19 protein-coding genes and 2 tRNA genes are annotated in these 19,561 nt (G+C 63.4%); 17 read left to right on the forward strand and 4 right to left on the reverse strand.

Going from position 1 to position 19,561, the window contains the following annotated elements; all coding sequences use genetic code 11:
• Nucleotides 1–79: 79 nt before the first annotated feature.
• The 3 genes from TVB01_RS05120 to TVB01_RS05130 all read left to right on the forward strand — a co-directional run bounded on the left by TVB01_RS05120 (nt 80) and on the right by TVB01_RS05130 (nt 931).
• Entirely contained in the window at nt 80–550 is a 471-nt protein-coding gene (locus TVB01_RS05120; RefSeq protein WP_422454627.1) for an HAD family hydrolase, read from the forward strand.
• A gap of 148 nt (nt 551–698) precedes the next feature.
• A tRNA-Gln gene (locus tag TVB01_RS05125) sits at nt 699–770 on the forward strand.
• An 88-nt stretch (nt 771–858) separates the two neighbouring features.
• A tRNA-Glu gene (locus TVB01_RS05130) sits at nt 859–931 on the forward strand.
• Nucleotides 932–985: 54 nt separating this feature from the next.
• On the opposite strand, the gene TVB01_RS05135 is transcribed toward TVB01_RS05130, so the two are convergent.
• The gene (locus tag TVB01_RS05135) at nt 986–1,522 is read right to left on the reverse strand and encodes a DUF1697 domain-containing protein (RefSeq protein ID WP_422454629.1); all 537 of its coding nucleotides are present in this window, start codon (nt 1,520–1,522) and stop codon (nt 986–988) included.
• 82 nt (nt 1,523–1,604) lie between these two features.
• Between TVB01_RS05135 and TVB01_RS05140 the strand changes: the two genes are divergently transcribed.
• Complete coding sequence (locus tag TVB01_RS05140; RefSeq protein WP_422454631.1) at nt 1,605–2,615, forward strand: thiamine-phosphate kinase; 1,011 nt, start codon at nt 1,605–1,607, stop codon at nt 2,613–2,615.
• Nucleotides 2,616–2,644: 29 nt separating this feature from the next.
• Here TVB01_RS05140 and TVB01_RS05145 read toward each other — a convergent pair whose 3' ends face one another.
• Together TVB01_RS05145 and TVB01_RS05150 are read right to left on the reverse strand one after the other, a co-directional pair.
• Nucleotides 2,645–3,067 carry a potassium channel family protein gene (locus tag TVB01_RS05145; protein WP_422454632.1) on the reverse strand — a complete coding sequence of 141 codons (423 nt, stop codon included), beginning with the start codon at nt 3,065–3,067 and terminating at the stop codon, nt 2,645–2,647.
• A gap of 79 nt (nt 3,068–3,146) precedes the next feature.
• A complete protein-coding gene (locus tag TVB01_RS05150; protein WP_227895483.1) occupies nt 3,147–3,866 on the reverse strand; it encodes an IclR family transcriptional regulator in 720 nt (239 codons plus the stop codon).
• 142 nt (nt 3,867–4,008) lie between these two features.
• Between TVB01_RS05150 and leuC the strand changes: the two genes are divergently transcribed.
• The 6 genes from leuC (at nt 4,009) to TVB01_RS05180 (ending at nt 10,566) form a co-directional block, all read left to right on the forward strand.
• Nucleotides 4,009–5,472, forward strand: coding sequence for a 3-isopropylmalate dehydratase large subunit (gene leuC / locus TVB01_RS05155; protein WP_422454634.1), 1,464 nt, complete (start codon nt 4,009–4,011; stop codon nt 5,470–5,472).
• Nucleotides 5,473–5,481: 9 nt separating this feature from the next.
• Nucleotides 5,482–6,081 carry a 3-isopropylmalate dehydratase small subunit gene (gene leuD / locus TVB01_RS05160; RefSeq protein WP_422454635.1) on the forward strand — a complete coding sequence of 200 codons (600 nt, stop codon included), beginning with the start codon at nt 5,482–5,484 and terminating at the stop codon, nt 6,079–6,081.
• Nucleotides 6,082–6,303: 222 nt separating this feature from the next.
• A complete protein-coding gene (gene murA / locus TVB01_RS05165) occupies nt 6,304–7,629 on the forward strand; it encodes a UDP-N-acetylglucosamine 1-carboxyvinyltransferase (RefSeq protein ID WP_422454636.1) in 1,326 nt (441 codons plus the stop codon).
• A gap of 11 nt (nt 7,630–7,640) precedes the next feature.
• Nucleotides 7,641–8,399 carry a lysophospholipid acyltransferase family protein gene (locus TVB01_RS05170; RefSeq protein WP_422454638.1) on the forward strand — a complete coding sequence of 253 codons (759 nt, stop codon included), beginning with the start codon at nt 7,641–7,643 and terminating at the stop codon, nt 8,397–8,399.
• On the forward strand, nt 8,399–9,430 hold the full coding sequence (locus TVB01_RS05175; protein WP_422454802.1) for an NAD(P)H-dependent glycerol-3-phosphate dehydrogenase: 1,032 nt from the start codon (nt 8,399–8,401) through the stop codon (nt 9,428–9,430). The genes TVB01_RS05170 and TVB01_RS05175 overlap by 1 nt, the downstream gene beginning before the upstream one ends.
• Nucleotides 9,427–10,566, forward strand: a complete 1,140-nt coding sequence (locus tag TVB01_RS05180) for a D-alanine--D-alanine ligase family protein (RefSeq protein ID WP_422454639.1) — start codon at nt 9,427–9,429, stop codon at nt 10,564–10,566. Before TVB01_RS05175 ends, TVB01_RS05180 begins: the two co-directional genes overlap by 4 nt.
• Before the next feature lie 5 nt (nt 10,567–10,571).
• On the opposite strand, the gene TVB01_RS05185 is transcribed toward TVB01_RS05180, so the two are convergent.
• Complete coding sequence (locus TVB01_RS05185; protein WP_422454641.1) at nt 10,572–11,045, reverse strand: DUF3515 domain-containing protein; 474 nt, start codon at nt 11,043–11,045, stop codon at nt 10,572–10,574.
• Between the two features lie 104 nt (nt 11,046–11,149).
• On the opposite strand from TVB01_RS05185, the gene TVB01_RS05190 reads away from it, so the two are divergent.
• From TVB01_RS05190 to TVB01_RS05220, 7 genes are all read left to right on the forward strand, one after another.
• Complete coding sequence (locus TVB01_RS05190; protein WP_422454642.1) at nt 11,150–12,163, forward strand: LCP family protein; 1,014 nt, start codon at nt 11,150–11,152, stop codon at nt 12,161–12,163.
• A gap of 1 nt (nt 12,164) precedes the next feature.
• Nucleotides 12,165–12,884, forward strand: a complete 720-nt coding sequence (locus TVB01_RS05195; protein WP_422454643.1) for a hypothetical protein — start codon at nt 12,165–12,167, stop codon at nt 12,882–12,884.
• Nucleotides 12,885–12,955: 71 nt separating this feature from the next.
• Nucleotides 12,956–14,161: a glycosyltransferase family 4 protein gene (locus TVB01_RS05200; protein ID WP_422454645.1), complete on the forward strand. Its 1,206-nt coding sequence runs from the start codon at nt 12,956–12,958 to the stop codon at nt 14,159–14,161.
• Complete coding sequence (locus TVB01_RS05205) at nt 14,158–15,903, forward strand: glycosyltransferase family 4 protein (RefSeq protein ID WP_422454647.1); 1,746 nt, start codon at nt 14,158–14,160, stop codon at nt 15,901–15,903. The genes TVB01_RS05200 and TVB01_RS05205 overlap by 4 nt, the downstream gene beginning before the upstream one ends.
• Nucleotides 15,900–16,787 carry an ABC transporter permease gene (locus TVB01_RS05210; protein ID WP_422454649.1) on the forward strand — a complete coding sequence of 296 codons (888 nt, stop codon included), beginning with the start codon at nt 15,900–15,902 and terminating at the stop codon, nt 16,785–16,787. The genes TVB01_RS05205 and TVB01_RS05210 overlap by 4 nt, the downstream gene beginning before the upstream one ends.
• A complete protein-coding gene (locus TVB01_RS05215; RefSeq protein ID WP_422454651.1) occupies nt 16,780–17,664 on the forward strand; it encodes an ABC transporter ATP-binding protein in 885 nt (294 codons plus the stop codon). Before TVB01_RS05210 ends, TVB01_RS05215 begins: the two co-directional genes overlap by 8 nt.
• A complete protein-coding gene (locus TVB01_RS05220) occupies nt 17,661–19,559 on the forward strand; it encodes a glycosyltransferase family protein (protein WP_422454653.1) in 1,899 nt (632 codons plus the stop codon). The genes TVB01_RS05215 and TVB01_RS05220 overlap by 4 nt, the downstream gene beginning before the upstream one ends.
• Nucleotides 19,560–19,561 lie beyond the last annotated feature (2 nt).

The following is a 19,561-nucleotide window of genomic DNA, read 5'->3' on the forward strand; positions in this document are numbered from 1 at the left end:
GTGGGGGGGGGGGGGGCGGAGCCCCCGGGGGCGCGGTGGGGGGGGGGCGCCGCCGGGCCGGGCGGCGCACGGCCTCCCGGTGTTCGACGACGACGCAGAGGCTGCTTGGAACGATGCTTATGACCAAACGCTGCCTCGTCACTTTAAGGCGTTTGACGACGTCGTTCCGGTCCTGGACGAACTGGACGCCCGCGGCATCCCCTACGGAGCCGTGAGCAACAACGTGCACGACTACCAGCGGGCCAAGCTCGATGCCGCCGGCCTCGAACGGATCAAGGTCCTGGTGGGCATCGACGCGGTTGATGCTGCGAAGCCGGATCCGGCGATCTTCCGTGAAGGCGTTCGGTTGCTGGGCACCGATCCGGCCCGCACCCTGTACGTCGGCGACAACCCTGAGGTGGATGCCCGCGGGGCCTGCAACGCGGGCCTGCAGGGCATCTGGCTGGACCGCCCCGGGCTTGGGGGAGGTGCCGCAGCGACCAAGACGTTAACCACAATCGAGTCCTTGAACGAACTGGTGGAACGGTTCCTGCCGCAGGTGCGGGCCTGATCCTGCCTGCACACCGTCCGTTCCCACCCTCCGGACCAGGCAAGCAGAGCCGTTTTGTACTCCGCCCCGAACCCGTGTATAGTAATAACTCGTGCTGAGGGGTTGCAGCCGGAAGTTGAGGCTTCCGAAGCGGCCCGGATGAGCACATTGGGATATGGTGTAATTGGCAACACAACGGTTTCTGGTACCGTCATTCTAGGTTCGAGTCCTGGTATCCCAGCGCTAATCAAGAAGGCTTTTGCCGGATTTGAGAAATAAACAATGAGTATGGAATACTTATTGTGCTCCCTTAGCAAGTGAAGCAAAATGGCCCCATCGTATAGCGGCCTAGTACGTCGCCCTCTCACGGCGATAACGCGGGTTCGAATCCCGCTGGGGTCACTAGGTAACAGCCCCGGACAGAAATGTCCGGGGCTGTTTTCTTTTTAACTCCGTTTATCCGGCGCCTGCTATTTTGCGAAGAGTCCGTAAATTACGGGTCGTCGTTGCGGATTTATAGCGCAGTTTTCCAGTCGCCTTCGATAGCGCAGAATCCAGGGTCAGGCCTTTCCGGGCTGTCCACGCCATAGCTTCGGGCCCGAGTCGAACCTGTTCCTGTCCGCCGGCAGCTCCGACATCAAGCAGTTCGTCCAGGATCGCCGGATCCGAGGAGAACGTGACGTAGGCGTGGACGGCGGGATCGTCTGCGGCGTAGGGAACCGTTTCGGCAAGCTCGGCTACGCGGGCCATGGGCAGCACAATCACCCATGCTTCATAGCCGAACTCCGTACGCAATGCGTGCTCGACGGTGTCCTTGAGCACGGCGGGTTCCAGGACAGAAGTCACCACCGCGTTGCCGCTGGCCAGTAGGGTTTGCACCTCCAGGAGCCCCAGACTTTGGAGGACGGCACGCAGGTCAGCCATCTTGACCGTTACTCCTCCGACGTTTACGCCCCGCAGGAGGATGGCAAACCGGGTCGCTGATCCGTTCATAGGGCGAGGGTACAACGGTGCAGGGAAGCTGTGCAGCATAATGAGAGTCCGGCAAGCGTGAGGCAAAGGACAACGGATTTTCGTGGCACACCACCCCCAGCTCGTATCGGAACTCAGTGAAGGGGAACTGCTGGCCAGGATCCTTCCGCGGCTGGGAGCCGGAAGGGCACTCCTGGGTCCCGGAGACGACGCAGCAATGCTGGCATCCCCGGACGGGCGGACGGTCATCTCAATAGACACTCTGGTCCAGGATCAGGACTTCCGGCTGCAGTGGCCCGGTGGGTACAGCACCACCGGCTTCGACGTCGGCTGGAAGTGCGCGGCACAGAACCTATCGGACATCAACGCCATGGGTGCCGTGGCGACGTCGCTGGTGGTTAGCCTGACGCTGCCCGCTAACACCCGCATCACCTGGGTGGAAGGCCTCGCGGACGGTCTCTCCGCGGCACTGCGTGCACTGGGCGCCGAACAATGCACCGTGGCCGGGGGCGACCTTGGCCGCGGGGATTCTCTGGTGGTTACGGCTGCGGTCACGGGTGACCTGCAGGGACGGGCGCCTGTTCTGCGCTCTGGAGCCCGCCCAGGAGACACCCTGGCGGTCTGCGGTGTGCTGGGCCATGCAGCCGCCGGCCTTGCGCTGCTGGAAAGCGGCATGGACTACGCTGCCCTGAGCGGCTGGGAGCGGTCACTCGCGGCGGCGCAGTCCCGTCCGTGCCCGCCCTTGGCTGCCGGACCCGCAGCTGCCGGCGCAGGAGCCCACGCCATGATGGACATCTCTGACGGGCTGGTGCGCGATTCCGGCCGGCTCTGCGCCGCCTCCGGTGTCCGCATAGACCTGGATCCCGAGATGCTGCGGAAGGACGCGACTCTGCTCGCAGGTACTGCAGGGAATTTGGGCGCCGATCCGTTGCACTGGGTCCTGGGCGGGGGAGAAGACCACGGTTTGCTGGCGGCCTTCGCGGCCGGTCAGGAACTGCCCCGGGGTTTCCGCCGGATTGGCACCGTGCTGGAAGACATGGGCCCCGGAGCCGGCCGCGTGACGGTCGGCGGCGGAAAGCCTGCGGCAGCCGGATGGGACCACTTCGCCGGGTAGGCGGGAACTGCGGCTGTGAACCGCGGAGCTCAGTCCAAAATGTGCCGTTCCCGCACTCTGACGGCAAGGTCCTCCAGTTCCTTCCTGGACAGGTCCGGCAGGTGCTCCAGTTCGCCGATAAAGGCGCGCAGGCTGTCCTTGGTGCGGGCACGGAGCAGCTCGTTGTAGAAGCCCACAATCACGCCCGTGGCCAGCGCGACCACCAGGATGCCGTAGAGGGACACAAAGACCGTGATGATCCTGCCGACGAAAGTGACGGCGACGTAGTCTCCGAACCCAATCGTCGTGAAGGACGAGAACAGGTACCACAGGGAATCGCCTAGGCCCGGAATCCCACGTTCGAACCGGGGCAGAAGCAGGGCAGCGGACGCGTAGACAATAAGGAATCCGAAAAGGACGACGTCGGCTCCGGTGAGGCGGATGATGTGCCAGAGCACCCTCATGCGTTTCATGGCCGCTCCTTGGACTCTTCCGGATGCCTCCGGACAGCTGGGTCTTCAGGATAGGCCGGTCACAGCCGGCAGGGCAGGGTTAGTCGGCAGCCTGGCGCAGGGTTTCGGTGAGCTGCTGCGCCGCCCGCGTCACGACTTCGGCGTGGATACGGCCCGGTTGGCGGGTGAGGCGTTCAATTGGCCCGGAGATCGATACCGCCGCGATGACCCGCCCGGACGGGCCGCGGACCGGTGCTGAAACGGACGCTACTCCCGGTTCGCGCTCACCCAGGCTCTGCGCCCAACCGCGGCGCCGGACACCGGCCAGCACCGTGGGGGTGAAGCGGGCATTCTGCAGGCCTTCGAGCAGCCTGTCGTGGTCCTCCCAGGCGAGCAGCACCTGGGCCGCGGACCCAGCCTTCATGGACAGCTGCGTTCCGACCGGGATGGTGTCCCGGAGGCCGATGGGCCGTTCGGCGGAGGCCACGCACACCCGCCATTCGCCCTGCCGGCGGAAGACCTGCGAGCTTTCTCCGGTGGCATCCCGCAGGGCCAGCAGCACGGGTCCGGCTGAGGCAATGAGCCGGTCTTCGCCGGCGGCCGATGCCAGCTCCACGAGGCGGCTTCCCAGTACAAAGCGTCCCTGGATGTCCCGCCCGACCAAGCGGTGGTGAACCAGCGCCAGCGCCAGTCTGTGGACCGTTGGCCTGGCCAGCCCGGTGGCGGCTACGAGCTGGGCGAGGGTTGTTGGTCCCGCCTCCAGTGCGTCGAGCACCATTGCAGCCTTGTCGATAACGCCCACGCCACTTGAGTTGTCCATAAGATGATACTGCCGTCTCATTATCTGAGATGCAAGCTGAAAAACTGGCGCCGGTCGCGGCAATGCTGGTTGTCTTAAAAACATCAGTAATCCGCGGTCCGGCTGCACATGCCGGAACCACATCGGGCGAGGAGCGCAGGTCATGGGAGAGCACACAGCGAGCAGGACGCTCGCCGAGAAGGTGTGGGACGAGCACGTTGTCTCCAAGGGTCAGGACGGTGCCCCGGATCTTCTCTACATCGATCTCCACCTCGTCCACGAAGTGACCTCCCCCCAGGCATTCGAGGGGCTGCGCCTTGCCGGGCGGAAGCTGCGGCGGCCGGACCTGACCATCGCCACCGAAGACCACAACACTCCCACGCTGGAGATCGACAAGCCGATCGCCGATCCGGTCAGCCGGACACAGATCGAAACCCTGCGCGCCAACTGTGCCGAGTTTGGTGTCCGCCTGCACCCGCTGGGCGACGCCGAGCAGGGAATCGTCCACGTGGTGGGACCGCAGCTGGGACTGACGCAGCCGGGACTCACCGTGGTGTGCGGAGACTCGCACACCTCCACGCACGGCGCGTTCGGAGCGCTGGCCATGGGCATTGGCACCTCCGAAGTGGAGCACGTCATGGCCACCCAGACCCTCTCGCTCAAGCCCTTCAAGACCATGGCCATCAACGTTGAGGGTACCCTGCGGCCCGGTGTGACATCCAAGGACATCATCCTCGCCGTGATCGCGAAGATCGGCACCGGCGGCGGCCAGGGCTACGTCCTGGAATACCGTGGATCGGCCATTAGGTCCTTGTCCATGGAGGCTCGGATGACCATCTGCAACATGTCCATCGAGGCCGGAGCCCGTGCGGGCATGGTGGCACCGGACGAGACCACGTTCGCCTACCTCAAGGGCAAGCCCCACGCGCCGCAGGGCGCGGACTGGGACGCCGCCGTCGAGCACTGGAAGTCACTGGTTACGGACGAGGACGCCACGTTCGATGCCGAGGTTTTCCTGGACGCCAATGAACTGGAGCCGTTCGTGACCTGGGGAACCAACCCGGGCCAGGGCGTCTCACTGTCCGAAAGCGTGCCTGCTCCCGAGGACTTCGGTGATGAGAACGCCCGGGCAGCAGCCGAACGCGCCCTGGAATACATGGACCTGCAGGCAGGCACGCCGATGAAGGACATCCGGGTCGATACGGTCTTCCTGGGCTCCTGCACCAACAGCCGCATTGAGGACCTGAGGATCGCAGCAGACATTATCCGCGGACGGCAGAAGGACCCGAACGTGCGGATGATGGTGGTCCCCGGCTCCGCACGCGTGCGGCTGGAAGCGGAAGCCGAGGGCCTGGACCGGGTGTTCAAGGACTTCGGTGCGGAATGGCGTTTCGCCGGCTGCTCCATGTGCCTGGGCATGAATCCCGATCAGCTGGAACCGGGGGAGCGGTGCGCCTCAACCTCCAACCGCAACTTCGAGGGCCGGCAGGGCAAGGGCGGACGCACGCACTTGGTCTCGCCGGTCGTGGCGGCCGCGACGGCGGTGCGCGGCACCCTCAGCTCACCATCGGACCTCGATCCGCTGCCCGGTGCGGCCGCGGGCACCGCCGCTGCTGCGGCAGCCTAGGAGAAGAACATGGAAAAGATCACCACTCACACCGGCATTGGCGTTCCGCTGAGGCAAAGCAACGTGGACACGGACCAGATCATCCCGGCCGTCTACCTCAAGCGCATCACCCGAACCGGGTTTGAAGATGCATTGTTTGCCGGCTGGCGGAAGAATCCCGAGTTCATCCTCAACCAGGAGCCCTACAACGCCGGGTCCGTCCTGGTCGCCGGCCCTGATTTCGGCACGGGATCTTCGCGCGAGCACGCCGTCTGGGCCCTGAAGGACTACGGTTTCCGGGCCGTGCTCTCCTCCCGGTTCGCCGATATCTTCCGCGGCAATTCCGGCAAGCAGGGCCTTGTCGCTGCCCAGGTCGCCCAGGACGACATCGAGCTCATCTGGAAGGTGCTCGAAAACTCACCAGGCACTGAGGTCTCCGTTGACCTGGAAGCCCGAACGGTGATTTGCGGCACGGTGACGGCGCCGTTCCAGATCGACGATTACACGCGCTGGCGCCTCCTCGAGGGCCTCGACGACATTGGCCTGACGCTGCGGCATGAAGCGGAGATCACGGCCTTCGAAGCACGGCGTCCAGCGTTCAAGCCGACCACGCTCCCGGCCCGGACCTAGGCAGGATCCCGGTTTTTCGACCGGGCGGTGCGAGACGTAGGATTGATGGGCCTCCCCTGCGGGAGGCCCATCCGCTTTCCAGCCGCAGAACTGCCGCGCCCTGCAGACTTTCCAGTCCTCGCAGCCGCGGCGTTATTTCGGGAAAGGCCTGCCAGCTCCTATGCTTGGGAGGCAGTCTCAACTGGCCTCGGGGGCAAACAAAGTCGAAAGAAACAGGTGTTCATGGGCAGCGTTCTAACCATCCGTGGTGGTGTACCCCTTACTGGAAAAGTGCCGGTCCGCGGGGCCAAGAACCTCGTTCCCAAAGCCATGGTGGCGGCCCTGCTGGGCAATACCCCTTCACTGCTGCGCAACGTTCCGGAAATCAAGGACGTCGACGTCGTTACATCCCTTCTCCGGCTGCACGGCGTGGAGGTTTCCAAGGACCCGGTCACAGGGGACCTGCTGATGGACCCGAAGAACGCCAAGACAGCCGCTTCCCGGGACATTGATGCCCACGCCGGTGATTCCCGCATCCCGATCCTGCTCTGCGGGCCGCTGATGCACAGCATCGGAGAAGCGTTCATCCCTGACCTGGGCGGCTGCAAGATCGGCGACCGGCCGATCGATTACCACCTGCAGATGCTCCGCAATTTCGGCGCGCTCGTGGAGAAGCGCCCCGGCGGGATTTCCATCTCCGCGCCGAAGGGCCTGAAGGGCGCCAAGCTCGAGCTGCCGTACCCCTCCGTTGGAGCGACCGAGCAGGTGCTGCTGACCGCGGTCCGCGCCGAAGGCATCACCGAACTGAGCGGCGCCGCCGTCGAGCCGGAAATCCTGGACCTCATCGCCGTGCTGCAGAAGATGGGCGCGATCATCACCGTCCAGACAGACCGTGTGATCCGCATTGAAGGTGTCCCCGAACTCACCGGGTACAACCACCGGGCGCTGCCGGACCGGAACGAGGCCGCCTCCTGGGCGTCAGCGGCCCTGGTCACCAAGGGCGATATCTACGTCGAGGGTGCCAACCAGCAGGACCTGACGGCTTTCCTGAACATTTACCGCAAGATCGGCGGCGCCTTCGACGTTGACGACGGCGGCATCCGTTTCTACCACCCGGGCGGCAGCCTGAACCCGCTGGTCCTGGAAACGGACGTCCATCCCGGGTTCATGACGGACTGGCAGCAGCCGGTCGTCGTCGCACTCAGCCAGGCAGAGGGCGTGTCCATCGTGCACGAGACGGTCTATGAGAACCGCTTCGGTTTCACGGACGCGCTGATCCGCATGGGTGCGAACATCCAGGTGCACCGCGAATGCCTGGGCAGCATTCCCTGCCGTTTTGGGCAGCGCAACTTCCTGCACTCAGCTGTCATCTCCGGACCGGTGCAGCTCAAGGGCGCGGAGATCGACATTCCTGACCTCCGCGGCGGCTTTAGCCATCTCATTGCGGCCCTGGCCGCCGAAGGCACCTCCCGTGTCACCGGCGTGGAACTGATCAACCGGGGCTACGAGCACTTCCTGGACAAGCTCCAGGGCCTTGGAGCGGACTTCGACGTTACTGACGGGAAGTAGGCTCCGGAGCCATGAGCGAATCTGCCAAGTCACGCATCACGTTCACCCTCCTGGCGACCGTTGTCCGACCAGTTCTGAACCTGATGATGGCTCGGCGCTGGGAGGGGATCGAGAACCTTCCCAAAGGACAGGGTTTTATTGCTTGTCCGAACCACGTGACCGAGATCGATCCGCTCGTGGTGGGGCACTTCTTCTACAGCCAGGGCTTTTTGCCGCGATACCTGGCGAAAGCGTCACTTTTCAAGGCACCCGTGCTGGGGGCAGCCCTACGGGCTACTAAACAGGTTCCGGTTCAGCGCGGCGGCTCCGGGGCTGCAGCATCCCTGGACAGTGCACAGGCCGTGATCGACGCCGGCGGAGCACTCATCGTGTATCCGGAAGGAACACTGACGCGGGATCCGGATCTGTGGCCGATGAAGGGGCGTACCGGAGCTGCCCGGCTGGCGCTCCAGACCGGTGCCCCGGTGATACCCCTGGCCCACTGGGGTGCCCAGGACCTGCTTCCGCGCTACGGCAAGATGCTGCACCTGTTTCCGCGCAAGCGGGTACGGCTTCTGGTAGGAGAACCGGTGGATCTGTCCGATCTGCGCTCCTTGCCGCTGACGAAGGCAGTGCTCGAGGAAGCAACCGCACGGATCATGGCAGAGATGACCGCGCTGGTGGCCACGCTGCGCGGCGAAGAAGCTCCCAAGGAACGCTGGGACCCCTCAAGCAAAGGCCAGAAGCCGGTTGGCAGAGGCTACGAGCAGGACACGGAGAAAAAGAAGTGATACGCCCGCCGCAGACCGTCGCTGTCCTCGGAGCCGGAAGCTGGGGGACGACGTTCGCCAAGATCGCTGCGGACTCCGGCGCCTCCCGCGGAGCAGAGGTCCGCGTGTGGGCCCGCCGTCCGGAAGCCGCCGAAGAGATCAACGCCACCGGCCGCAACTCGCGTTACCTCGGGGACACCCAGCTGCCGGCGAACCTGCGGGCCAACGATGACGCAGCAGAGGTTCTTCGCGGCGCGCAGCTGGTAGTGCTGGCGGTTCCGGCCCAGACGCTTCGGGCGCAGCTGCGCGACTTCAAGTCCCTCGTTCCCAAAGACGCGGTCATTCTTTCCCTCATGAAAGGCCTGGAGGTAGGGACCGACGCGCGGATGAGCCAGGTCATTGCCGAAGAGCTCGAATGGCCGCAGGACCGCATCGCTGTCCTTTCCGGCCCGAACCTGGCGATGGAAATCGCCCGTGAGGAACCGACGGCGTCCGTCGTCGCCTGCTCCAGCATCGAAACCGCAGGCTGGATCGCCGCAGCGTGCACCACGCCCTACTTTCGGCCCTACACGAACACTGACGTGATCGGCACTGAGATCGGGGGCATCGTCAAGAACGTGATTGCCCTGGCCGTCGGGATCTGCGAGGGGAAGCAGATGGGGGATAACACCAAGGCCTCCGTCATGACCCGCGGGCTGGCCGAGACCACGCGGCTGGCAGTTGCCCTGGGCGGTAAATCGGAGACCCTCTTTGGGCTCTCGGGCATGGGCGACCTCATTGCCACCTGTTCCTCGTCATTGTCCCGCAACCACACCGCCGGCCGGCTGCTGGCACAGGGGCTGACCCTCGACGAGGTCACCGGGAAAATGCAGCAGACCGCCGAAGGCATCAAGTCAGCCCAGGCCGTGCTGGACCGCGCCATCCAGCTTGGCGTCTACATGCCCATCACGGAAAACGTTGTTGCAGTGCTGCAGGGCGTCATTTCCGTGGACGAACTTGGCCCGCGCCTGCTGGCCCGCGAACTCAAAGCCGAAGGTGTGCACGCCCCATGACGATCGACCCCGTTTCCGCCCGGTCCAGCAGCAAGCCACGCGTCGTCGTCCTGTTCGGCGGCCGTTCCAGTGAGCATTCCGTCAGCTGCGTGACTGCTGCCGGCGTGCTGGAAGCCATTGACCATTCAAAGTACGACGTCGTCCCGGTCGGCATCGCTCGCAACGGCCAGTGGAGCCTGGCCTCCGTTGACCCGGAACAGTGGTCGCTGAGGAGCGGGTCGCTGCCGGAGGTGGAGCCCGGGCCGGAGACCGTTGTGCTCTCCGGTGAGGGAGGCTCGCGTGAGCTCGTAGCCCACGCCCCGGACAGCCTGCCCAGGTCCATGGGACGTGTTGACGTGGTCCTGCCGCTGCTGCACGGCCCGTTCGGGGAAGACGGCACGCTGCAGGGAATGCTTGAGATGGCGGACATCCGCTACGTGGGCGCCGGTGTCCTGGCGTCCGCCGTCGGGATGGACAAGCACTACATGAAGGTGGTCTTCGCGGCCGCCGGGCTTGCCGTCGGTCCGTACGAGGTCATCACCGACCGGCAGTGGAACCGGAGCCCGGAGGAGTGCCTGTCCCGTGTTTCCGCGCTGGCGTTCCCGTTGTTCGTGAAGCCCGCACGTGCTGGTTCCTCCATGGGCATCACCCGGGTCACCGATGTCTCCGGGCTCCGTCCGGCCATTGAGGCAGCGCGGGAACACGATCCCAAGGTCATTGTGGAAGCGGGCATTTCCGGACGCGAAATCGAGGTGGCCGTCCTTCAGGGACGCGGCACCGAGGACCCGCGGACCAGCCAGCCCGGCGAAATCGCTGTGCGCGACGGCGGGCATGACTGGTATGACTTCGAAGCCAAGTACGTGGACGGCGCCGCCGCTGAGCTCAGCTGCCCGGCGGACCTGCCCGACGACGTGACGACACGGGTCCGGGAACTGGCAGGCGTTGCCTTTGACGCCGTCGGAGCGGAGGGACTCTCCCGGGTGGACTTTTTCTACACCGTTGACGGCCAACTGGTCATCAACGAGATCAACACCATGCCGGGCTTTACTCCGATCAGCATGTACCCCCAGATGTGGGCGAAATCCGGACTGCCGTACACGGAACTCATTGACGAGCTGATTACGCTGGCGCTGGAGCGCCGCACGGGCCTGCGCTAGGCGTCCTAGCCCGGCAGCTGGACGTCCTTGGTGCTGAGGCATTCCCGGGTCTGTTCGATCCGGGAGACAGCGTTCTCCAGCTCGACCAGCACCGTTGAAGAGGCTACCTGTTCGGTGTCGAAGAGCACTTCAACCGCAGGCTCGCGCCCGTAAGTTGTTGCGGTCCACAAACTGCCTTCCTCCCGCAGCACCCAATCGATTCCGTTGACCGTGGCACAGGTGTCGGTCGTGGGGCCGGGAACCGGTACACCGCAGCGCAGGATGATCTGGGACGGATTGCCCCAGGCCGAGGTGGCCTGTGCGGTGGTCTCACGCTGCTGCGCCCCTGCGAGGTCTTCCGGCAGGGCGACCATGACTTCCGCGCAGGCGGGGTTGGCGGCGTCGGGAGCGGCCTCCACATCGGCAACGGGAGTACAGCCCGTCAGGAAAGCTGCGAGGGCCAGGGTGCCGGCGGAGACGGCTGCCGGAAAGAACTTCATGGTCCTAGGGTATCCGGCGCGCCGCGCGGGCCTGGAATCGGGCAGGCGCGTGCGGGCGGTAAACTCAGACAGCATCCGCACCGCAAGGACCCCTAAGGATTACCGTGACCGAATTTTTTCCCGACCGTTCCACGGAACCGGAACCGGTGCGTACACGGCACCGGGTCCGCACCACGTTGCTGGTTTTCCTCTCGCTGGTGCTGGTAGTGGCTCTTGCGGCAGGCGGCTATCTCTGGAACCTGGCGCGCACGTTTGACTCCGGTTCCCAAACCATCGCCAACGCCATGCCCTCGACGGCACCGGAGAAGGGGAATGCGGCGGGAGATTCGCGGAACATCCTCCTCATTGGCAGCGATACACGCGACCCGGGGGCCGATGCGCGGTCGGACACGATGATGCTGGTCCATCTTCCCGGGGACCGCTCAGGTGTCTACGTGATGTCCATCATGCGCGACACCTGGACGGAGATACCGGGACATGGAGAGGCGAAAATCAATGCTGCCATGGCTTTGGGCGGCGTGGCGCTGACGGTGGACACTGTGCAAACCCTGTTCGACGTACCCATTGATCACGTCGCCGTGATCGATTTCGAAGGATTCAAGGGCCTCACCACGGCTCTCGGCGGAATCCAGGTGGAGAACGCCGCCGGCTTCCAGTCTTCCGGAGCCGACGGTGAATACTTCGCGGCCGGTCCCATCACACTGCAGGGCGAATCGGCACTGAAGTTCGTCCGGGAGAGGTACGCATTCGCGGACGGCGACTACCAGCGCGTGAGGAACCAGCAGGCCTTCGTCCGCGGACTAATGACACGCCTCATCTCGGCCGAAACGCTGTCCAACCCGATCAAGATCAACAACGTTGTGGGAGAGATTTCTCCCTTCCTCAGCGTTGACGAGAAGCTGGATGCCGCATCGGCGGGCGGGCTGGCCGTGGAACTGCGGTCCGTGCGCAGCAACGACATTCAGATGTTCACGCTGCCCAACCTCGGCGTAGGAACCTCCGCCGACGGCCAGTCGATCGTCGTCAAGGACGACGCCGCCATCGCTGGAATCTCCGAGGCCCTGAAAGCCGATAGACTTCCTGCTTATGTCCAAGGCCTGAACGGGGAGATTCAATAGTATGTCCGGCACATTCGGCCAGCGGCTGCGATACGGCATGCTTGCAGGGCTGCTCCTGACAACACTGTCCGCGGCACCCGTGTTCGCCCTGGAGACAGTAAACGAGGATCAGGTGTCTCCAACCACGCCGGCGCCTGAACCAAGTGTTGAGCCGGTCCCGGTGCCGCCTACGGACCCGCCCAGTGAGACAGTGCCGCCGGTCGACCCACCCCCTGAGGAGGTGCCGAGCCTGCCGGCAGCGGTGCCTACTGTTCCGGCAGTGCCTGAACAGGCCCTCATCGATCCGGCAACAGGGTTCCAGATCGAGCGTTCCAGCGGATACCTGATCCACCCGGGCACCGGATACCTCATAGAGCCGGGGACGGGAAACCTCGTCGACGGCAGGACCTGGCTCTACACTGATCTTCGCTGGAATCCGTCCACCGGTGAGGTGGTCAATATCTTCGACGTGCCGGAAGAATCTGCCTCCCCGAGTGCCTCCCCGACCCAGAGTCCCGCCACTGAGGCCGCGGTGAAGCCCGGTCCCGAATCCACCCCGGACCCGGCGCCGAGCAGTCCTGCAGGCGAGCTTTCGGCCACCAGTACCGGGATGGACGAGGGCATTGACTGGAGCACACACTGGATCACCCGGTCAGCGGTGATTCTTCTGCTGGCAGGAGCCGGAGCGCTCTACTACGTCAAACTGCGGCACCCGGGGCAGAACTATGCGTCCAAGCCCTAACGATTTGTTAGGTAGACTGACGGTTGCCTTAGGCAGGCTTAAAGCCGCGGCGATACAGGAATGGAGGGGATGTGCGGGTTCTTTTACTGACGCACTCGTACTCTCCTGAGCACAGCCCGCCGCAGCGCCGCTGGACCCAGCTGATCCGGACTTTCCGGGAGATCGGCTGGGATATCGACGTGATCGCCCCTGTAGCGCACGCACCAGCCGGCCGGCGGACCATGCCCCGCAGCGTCGCAGGGAAGGCTTTCCGCTGCGATACCGGACAGCACGGCGAGCGAATCCGCAGGGCGCCCTACCTCTGGCATCCCACCACACGACTTGGCAGATTCGCGGATCAGTGTTTTTCCGCGGCAGGAAGCGTTCTCGCCGGCCTGATGGGGCGCAAGCCCGACGTCGTCGTCGCCACCGTCCCCTCACTGCCCATCCTGGGGGCCGGATACATGGTCGCCAAGCTGCGGGGTGTTCCCTTCGTCGCGGATATGCGCGACGCCTGGCCGGACATCGCCCGTGACGCACGGATCGTGCAGGGCAGCGCCAAGAGCATTGCGGAACGGGTCATTGTTGCACTCCAGGAACGTGCTGAGCTTGTAGTAACGGTGACGCATGGTTTTGCCCAGACGCTCAGGGACCGGGGCATGCGGAACGTTGCGACCATCAGCAACGGCATTGAAACTGCTGCACGTGAGCTCCTTCCGCCGCCGCCGGCACACGCCGAACGCCTGGAAGTGCTCTATCTGGGAAACCACGGCGAGAGCCAGCGGCTGGAAACCGTCATCCAGGCAGCAAGCCTTGCCGGGAACTCTGTCCGGCTGACCATGGTGGGGCACGGCGTCCAACGCCGCCAGCTGATAGCCCTGGCCGAGTCGCTCGAGGCGCCGGTTGAGTTCCACGAACCGGCCCAGGGCACAGCCGAGGTGATGTCCTATTACCGGCGTGCAGATACCTGTGTGGTCTCCCTTCGGGACGACTGGAAGTCGTTCGAGACGACCATTCCCTCCAAAACCTACGAAGTCCTGGCCGTTGGCCGGCACGTTACCGGAATCGTCCTCGGAGAAGCGAAACAGATAGTTGAAGAATCGGAGGCCGGCGACGTCGTCCCGTCCAACCCGCAGGCCATTGCCCAGCTCTGGAAAGAGCTGGCATCGGACCGGAGCCGGTTGCTGACCGGCACGTCCGGCCGTGATTGGGTGGAGAGCAACGCGAACGTCGAGACGCTGGGGCGGGCCTATGCCGAACTCCTGAGGACTGTGGCAGCGGGGCCCACCCGGTCATGAACATACGAAACCTTGCCAGGAACGGGTGCCTGGCGGCCGCGACGGTCCTTGAGCACCTTGGTGATGACCCCGCCGTCCTGGCACTCCAGGTATCCCGCAGGCTGCCAGCGTCGCTGGTCCGTCCACTGGCTGTTGCGGCCTCCCGCGCACCTGGCCAGCTGTTGCCGGCCCTGGGAGCGCTTGTCCAGGGGCGCAACGATGATGTCAAGGACCGTCTGGCCCGAACTGCGGACAGCCCCATGGGAGTGCGTGCCAGAGTTCGTCTGGCGGACGTCGCTACTGCTGCCGCGTTGCCTGGGATAGCGGACAAACTGCTCGCTGCAGCACCGGAGACGACCCGCGGCTGGGCGGGCGCACAGGCGCGCCTGCGCTGGTACCAGGGGGATATGACGGGTGCAGTCGAGGTACTGGGCCGCGGGCGGACCACGGCGGCCGAGCGGCGCCAGCGGACCCGGCTTGCCAGCGAACTGAGCGTATTCGACGGCTGGACACCGAGCCTGCCGCCGGTCCAGGAGTATGTTCCATGCGCTCAGTCAGTCCTGCATCTGTTGACGAATTCCCTGCCCTTTACCGGCAGCGGCTACGCCCAGCGGTCCCATTCCCTGCTCAAAGCGCAGGCCGATTCGGGATGGAACGTCCATGCGGCGACGCGAATTGGCTATCCGGTTCAAATCGGGCGGCTCGGGGCAGCAGACACAGACGTGATCGACGGCGTTACGTACCACCGGCTCCTGCCGACTCTGCTCCCGCAGGGCATGGCAGCACGGTTGCAGCTGCAAACGGAGGAGCTGCTCCAGCTGGCGCTTGAAGTGCGGCCGGCCGTGCTCCACACAACGACGCACTTCGTTAACGGTCTGGTGGTTCGAGCAGTCGCCGAATCGCTGGGGATTCCCTGGATCTACGAGGTACGGGGCCAGCTGGCAGATACCTGGGCCTCAACCCGGGGTGACGAGGCGAAGCTGAGCGAACGTTACCGGAAGTTCGGCGCGCGGGAAGCCGACGTCATGGGCTCGGCCGGGACTGTGGCAACTCTTGGTGAGGCTATGCGCGCAGGCATTGTCGAAGCCGGTGTGGCCGTTGAACGGACACTGCTGCTGCCGAACGCCGTCGGTGAGGGTTTCCTCCAAGAACCCGCCACTCCAGCTGCTGCTCGGGAACAGTTGGGACTGCCCGCGGAGGGCGTCTTTATCGGAACGGTCAGCAGCCTTGTGGATTATGAGGGGCTGGACGATTTGCTCCGCGCCTTCGCCCTGTTGGCCCCCCGGTATCCTGACCTGCGATGCCTCATTGTCGGGGACGGGGTCGCCGGACCCGGCCTGAAACGCTTGTCCGCAGACCTTGGTCTTTCCGACAGGACAATCTTTACCGGCCGCGTACCCAGAGAGCAGGCTCACCTCTACCATCAGGCGCTCGACATCTTTGTCGTGCCGCGCAAGGACTTCCCAGTGACCCGGATGGTGACACCGTTGAAGCCCGTGGAAGCTCTTGCTTCCAGACGCCCCGTGGTGTTCAGCGCGCTTCCGGCCCTTCATGAGGTTGTCCGGGACGGGTTGGATGGTCTGTCGGCACAACCCGAGGACCCAGCCGATCTCGCACAGAGTCTGGGCGTCCTGCTGCAGGACGATGCACGGCGGGTGGATATGGGCCGCGAGGGGCGGCGATACACGGTGATGACCCGGACATGGGCATCCCTCGCCGATGCGACAGCACAAACGTATATGGAAATGGAATCGGCTACATGACTCAGGAAACCCCACCACTTATGGGTTCACGGGACGTACCCATAAGGGTCGATCTGCGGGCACTGAACCGCGTCGGCGCCAAGCCTGGGCTCATCGACTACTTGATATCCCTGTGGAACTACCGCCACTTCATGGTCTATGACGCACGTGCGCGGGTCCAGAGCGGGAACAAGCGGGACCGATTGGGAAGCGCATGGCTCCTGCTTGATCCGTTGCTGAACGGGCTGGGGTATTTTGCGATTTTCGGACTACTTCTTGGCGCCAGCCGGGGAATCGAGAACTTCATCGGATACCTCATTATCGGGGTGTTCCTATTTCAAATGAGTTCACGGGCAATCGTCGGTGGTGCACGTGTTATCCCAACGAACCGTAACGTCATCCAGGCCTTCAATTTTCCTCGGGCTACGCTTGCGTTGGCCGTCAACATCCGGGAACTGATCGCCAATATCCCCGTGGTCATCATGATGTTGCTGATGATTCTCGTCATTGCACCCACCGAGGAGATCACATGGCGGTGGCTGCTGATTTTCCCTGCAATCGCACTGCAAGTCGTGTTCAATCTTGGCGCTGGCCTCATGCTGGCGCCCCTGGTAGCCAAGGTGAACGACGTCGTGCACGTTGTCTCATTTGCGATGAGATTCTGGATGTTCGCCTCCTGCGTGATGTTCTCGATCGACCGTTACAGCAGCGTTCCGGTTATCAAGTTCATCGTGGAAATCAACCCCATGTATCTGATCCTGGACATAGTTCGCAGCAGCGTTCTCTACGCACAAACTCCAGGTTGGCAGAGCTGGGCCGGTTTGGCTGCCTGGGCCTTTGGTGCGTGCATCCTCGGCATGATTTTCTTCTGGAAGGGGGAGGAGAGCTATGGCCGTGATGACTGATGCACTGCTCGATCACCCGCTACCCGCGGTGGTTATCGACAAGGCAGCCATGACCTACCGAATATCCTCGGATGAGAAACGTGCTTCCTCAGGGAACATAGTCGGGCGTGTCCTGAGGAAGATCACCGGAAATGAATCAACCGTCGAGATCCACGCACTGAAGGAACTCTCCCTCGTGGCCTATCACGGCGAAGCAATCGGTGTGATCGGGCTCAATGGATCAGGGAAAAGCACCCTCATGAACCTGATCTGCGGCAAAATGCAGCCGACGTCAGGCGCTGTGTACGCTTCATCGACCCCCATCATGCTCGGCGTCTCGGCGGCACTTGTCCCGGACCTGTCGGGGGCGCACAACGTGGTCTTGGGGTGTCTTGCCATGGGCCTGAACAGGGCGGAGATCGCGGACAGGTATGACGCCATTATGGATCTTGCCGGCCTGGGCAGCTCGATAAACCTACCCATGAGGTCCTACTCGGCGGGCATGTCTTCCCGTCTACGGTTCGCAATCGCAGCGGCGATCGATCCTGAAATCCTCATTATCGACGAAGCGCTTAATACAGGCGATGACGAGTTCCGTGGTCGAACTAAACAACGGATGGATGAGCTCAGGCAGCAGGCGGGCTGTGTGTTCCTGGTGAGCCACAGCATGAAAACGATCCAGGATCTGTGTACCCGTGTTGTCTGGATCGACAAGGGGGACCTCCTGTTCGACGGGGACACCGAAACCGGACTTGCCTGGTACCGCAAATACACCAAGGAACTTGCCAACGGTGACAGGTTTGCTGCGGCGAAAATTAGAAGGCGTATGCAGAACATGCTCGAAACAGTGGCCATTGAACCTGTGCAACCGGGCCGCAGGAAGTCAGTGAGCCCATGAGCACGTCTCTGACCGAGCTTCGCCGCTCGCTCTGGCACCTGCGCAAGTCGGGATGGCGGGGGCTGCAGACCAAAACACGCCGGGATCGGGCGGAACGCGGGATCTACCGTGGATCCGCTAGTGGAGCACTGGGATTCCAGACCGGACGGCGCCAGCTGTCCTTTAATCCCATGGTTGTAGAGGCGCCTGAAGCAGCGAACGTCATAACCGCAGCAGTGATCCTGGACGACTTTTCGCTCCTGGCATTCGGCTACGAATGGAAGCAAATTGTTCTCTCCCGGAAAAACTGGGCTGAGCAACTCGCCGATGAGCGGCCGGATCTTCTTTTCGTTGAGTCGGCCTGGTCCGGGAACAAGGGTGAATGGAAGCACCAGTTGACTGGCACCAACGGGCCCTCAACCGAACTTCGTGCCTTGGTCGCGGCCTGCCGGGACATGGGAATCCCAACAGTTTTCTGGAATAAGGAAGACCCTCCGCATTATGAGGATTTCCTGGAGACAGCCAGGCTCTTCGACCACGTCTTCACCAGTGACGCCAATCGGCTCCCCTCGTACCGGGAAGACCTCGGCCACGATCGGGTTGCCGTCCTTCAATTCGCCGCGCAACCCGTCATCCATAATCCGGTGCGTCCGCGTCACGGATGGCATCAGCGGGACATCGCATTCGCGGGTATGTATTTCGCACATAAGTACCCCGAACGCCGCGAACAGATGGAGATACTTCTGGGCGCGGCACAGGACGCGGGTGCAAAAATGCCCACCGGTCTTGAAATCTTCGCCCGCCACGGAGACACGGACCCCAATTACCGGTTTCCGGCTCCATATGATGCACGGGTAGTAGGTAGTCTGACCTATGACCGGATGCTGACGGCCTATAAGGCTTTCAAAGTTTTCCTCAACGTCAATTCCGTCGTGGATTCACCAAGCATGTGTGCCCGCCGGATCTTCGAAATCACAGCCGCTGGCACCACTGTTGTCAGCACCCCCAGTGCAGCTTTGGCTGAGCTGTGGGACAAGGACGAACAGTTCATTGTCAAAGACCGTGAGGAAGCGGCCCACACCCTTACGGCGTTGGTTCGGAATCCGGAGCTTTCGGCGCGGCAGCTTCACCTGGCTCAGCGGCGGATCTGGGCGGAACATACCTACGCCCACCGCGCAGAGACGATCCTTCGGTCGGCGCTGCCGGACACGACACACCAGGGCACCAGCCTTCCGTCTGTCTCCCTTCTGGTCTCGTCGAACCGGCCTCATCAGCTGGAACACGTTTTCCGGACCGCAGGACGCTTCGTTGGACCCGATGTTGAACTGGTCTTGCTCACGCACGGTTTCAGTGCCTCCCGGGCGAGCATCGCCGGATGGAAGGAAATCCACGGCGTCTCCAATCTGGTTTTGCTCGAGCAGCCGGCGGACGTACCGCTGGGGGAGTGCCTGAACCTGTGCGCAGCGGCGTCCCAGGGGGACGTCCTCTCCAAAATGGATGACGATGATTTTTACGGGCCGCACTATTTGCTGGATATGGTGAATGCGCTGAAGTACTCACGGGCAGACGTCGTGGGAAAGCAGGCGCATTTCATGTATCTGGCGCAGCGCAGGGCGACATTGCTACGGTTTGCGGAACGGGAACACCGGTTTACCAACATGGTCATGGGACCAACCATCACGGCCCCTCGACAGAGTTTCCTGGAGACACCCTTCCGGCCGCTGCCCCGCGGGGAGGACAGCGCTTTCCTCAGTGACATCATCGCAGCAGGAGGGACCGTCTACTCTTCCGACAAATACAACTACTTCCAATTTCGTGGAAGCGTAAACCATGCTTGGCCGGTTTCCGACGCAGAACTTCTGACGTCGGGCGACATTCAGTTCTTCGGCAATCCCGAAGAACACGTAATAATTTAGGG

This window comes from Arthrobacter sp. 7Tela_A1, from assembly GCF_049311065.1.
GTDB lineage: Bacteria > Actinomycetota > Actinomycetes > Actinomycetales > Micrococcaceae > Arthrobacter_B.

Excerpts from the sequence above, each read along its gene's own strand:
- TVB01_RS05135 (WP_422454629.1), bottom strand. The coding sequence starts at position 1,522 with ATGAACGGATCAGCGACCCGGTTTGCCATCCTCCTGCGGGGCGTAAAC.
- TVB01_RS05145 (WP_422454632.1), bottom strand. The coding sequence starts at position 3,067 with ATGAAACGCATGAGGGTGCTCTGGCACATCATCCGCCTCACCGGAGCC.
- TVB01_RS05150 (WP_227895483.1), bottom strand. The coding sequence starts at position 3,866 with ATGGACAACTCAAGTGGCGTGGGCGTTATCGACAAGGCTGCAATGGTG.
- leuC (WP_422454634.1), top strand. The coding sequence starts at position 4,009 with ATGGGAGAGCACACAGCGAGCAGGACGCTCGCCGAGAAGGTGTGGGAC.
- leuD (WP_422454635.1), top strand. The coding sequence starts at position 5,482 with ATGGAAAAGATCACCACTCACACCGGCATTGGCGTTCCGCTGAGGCAA.
- murA (WP_422454636.1), top strand. The coding sequence starts at position 6,304 with ATGGGCAGCGTTCTAACCATCCGTGGTGGTGTACCCCTTACTGGAAAA.
- TVB01_RS05170 (WP_422454638.1), top strand. The coding sequence starts at position 7,641 with ATGAGCGAATCTGCCAAGTCACGCATCACGTTCACCCTCCTGGCGACC.
- TVB01_RS05180 (WP_422454639.1), top strand. The coding sequence starts at position 9,427 with ATGACGATCGACCCCGTTTCCGCCCGGTCCAGCAGCAAGCCACGCGTC.
- TVB01_RS05185 (WP_422454641.1), bottom strand. The coding sequence starts at position 11,045 with ATGAAGTTCTTTCCGGCAGCCGTCTCCGCCGGCACCCTGGCCCTCGCA.
- TVB01_RS05195 (WP_422454643.1), top strand. The coding sequence starts at position 12,165 with ATGTCCGGCACATTCGGCCAGCGGCTGCGATACGGCATGCTTGCAGGG.
- TVB01_RS05205 (WP_422454647.1), top strand. The coding sequence starts at position 14,158 with ATGAACATACGAAACCTTGCCAGGAACGGGTGCCTGGCGGCCGCGACG.
- TVB01_RS05210 (WP_422454649.1), top strand. The coding sequence starts at position 15,900 with ATGACTCAGGAAACCCCACCACTTATGGGTTCACGGGACGTACCCATA.
- TVB01_RS05215 (WP_422454651.1), top strand. The coding sequence starts at position 16,780 with ATGACTGATGCACTGCTCGATCACCCGCTACCCGCGGTGGTTATCGAC.
- TVB01_RS05220 (WP_422454653.1), top strand. The coding sequence starts at position 17,661 with ATGAGCACGTCTCTGACCGAGCTTCGCCGCTCGCTCTGGCACCTGCGC.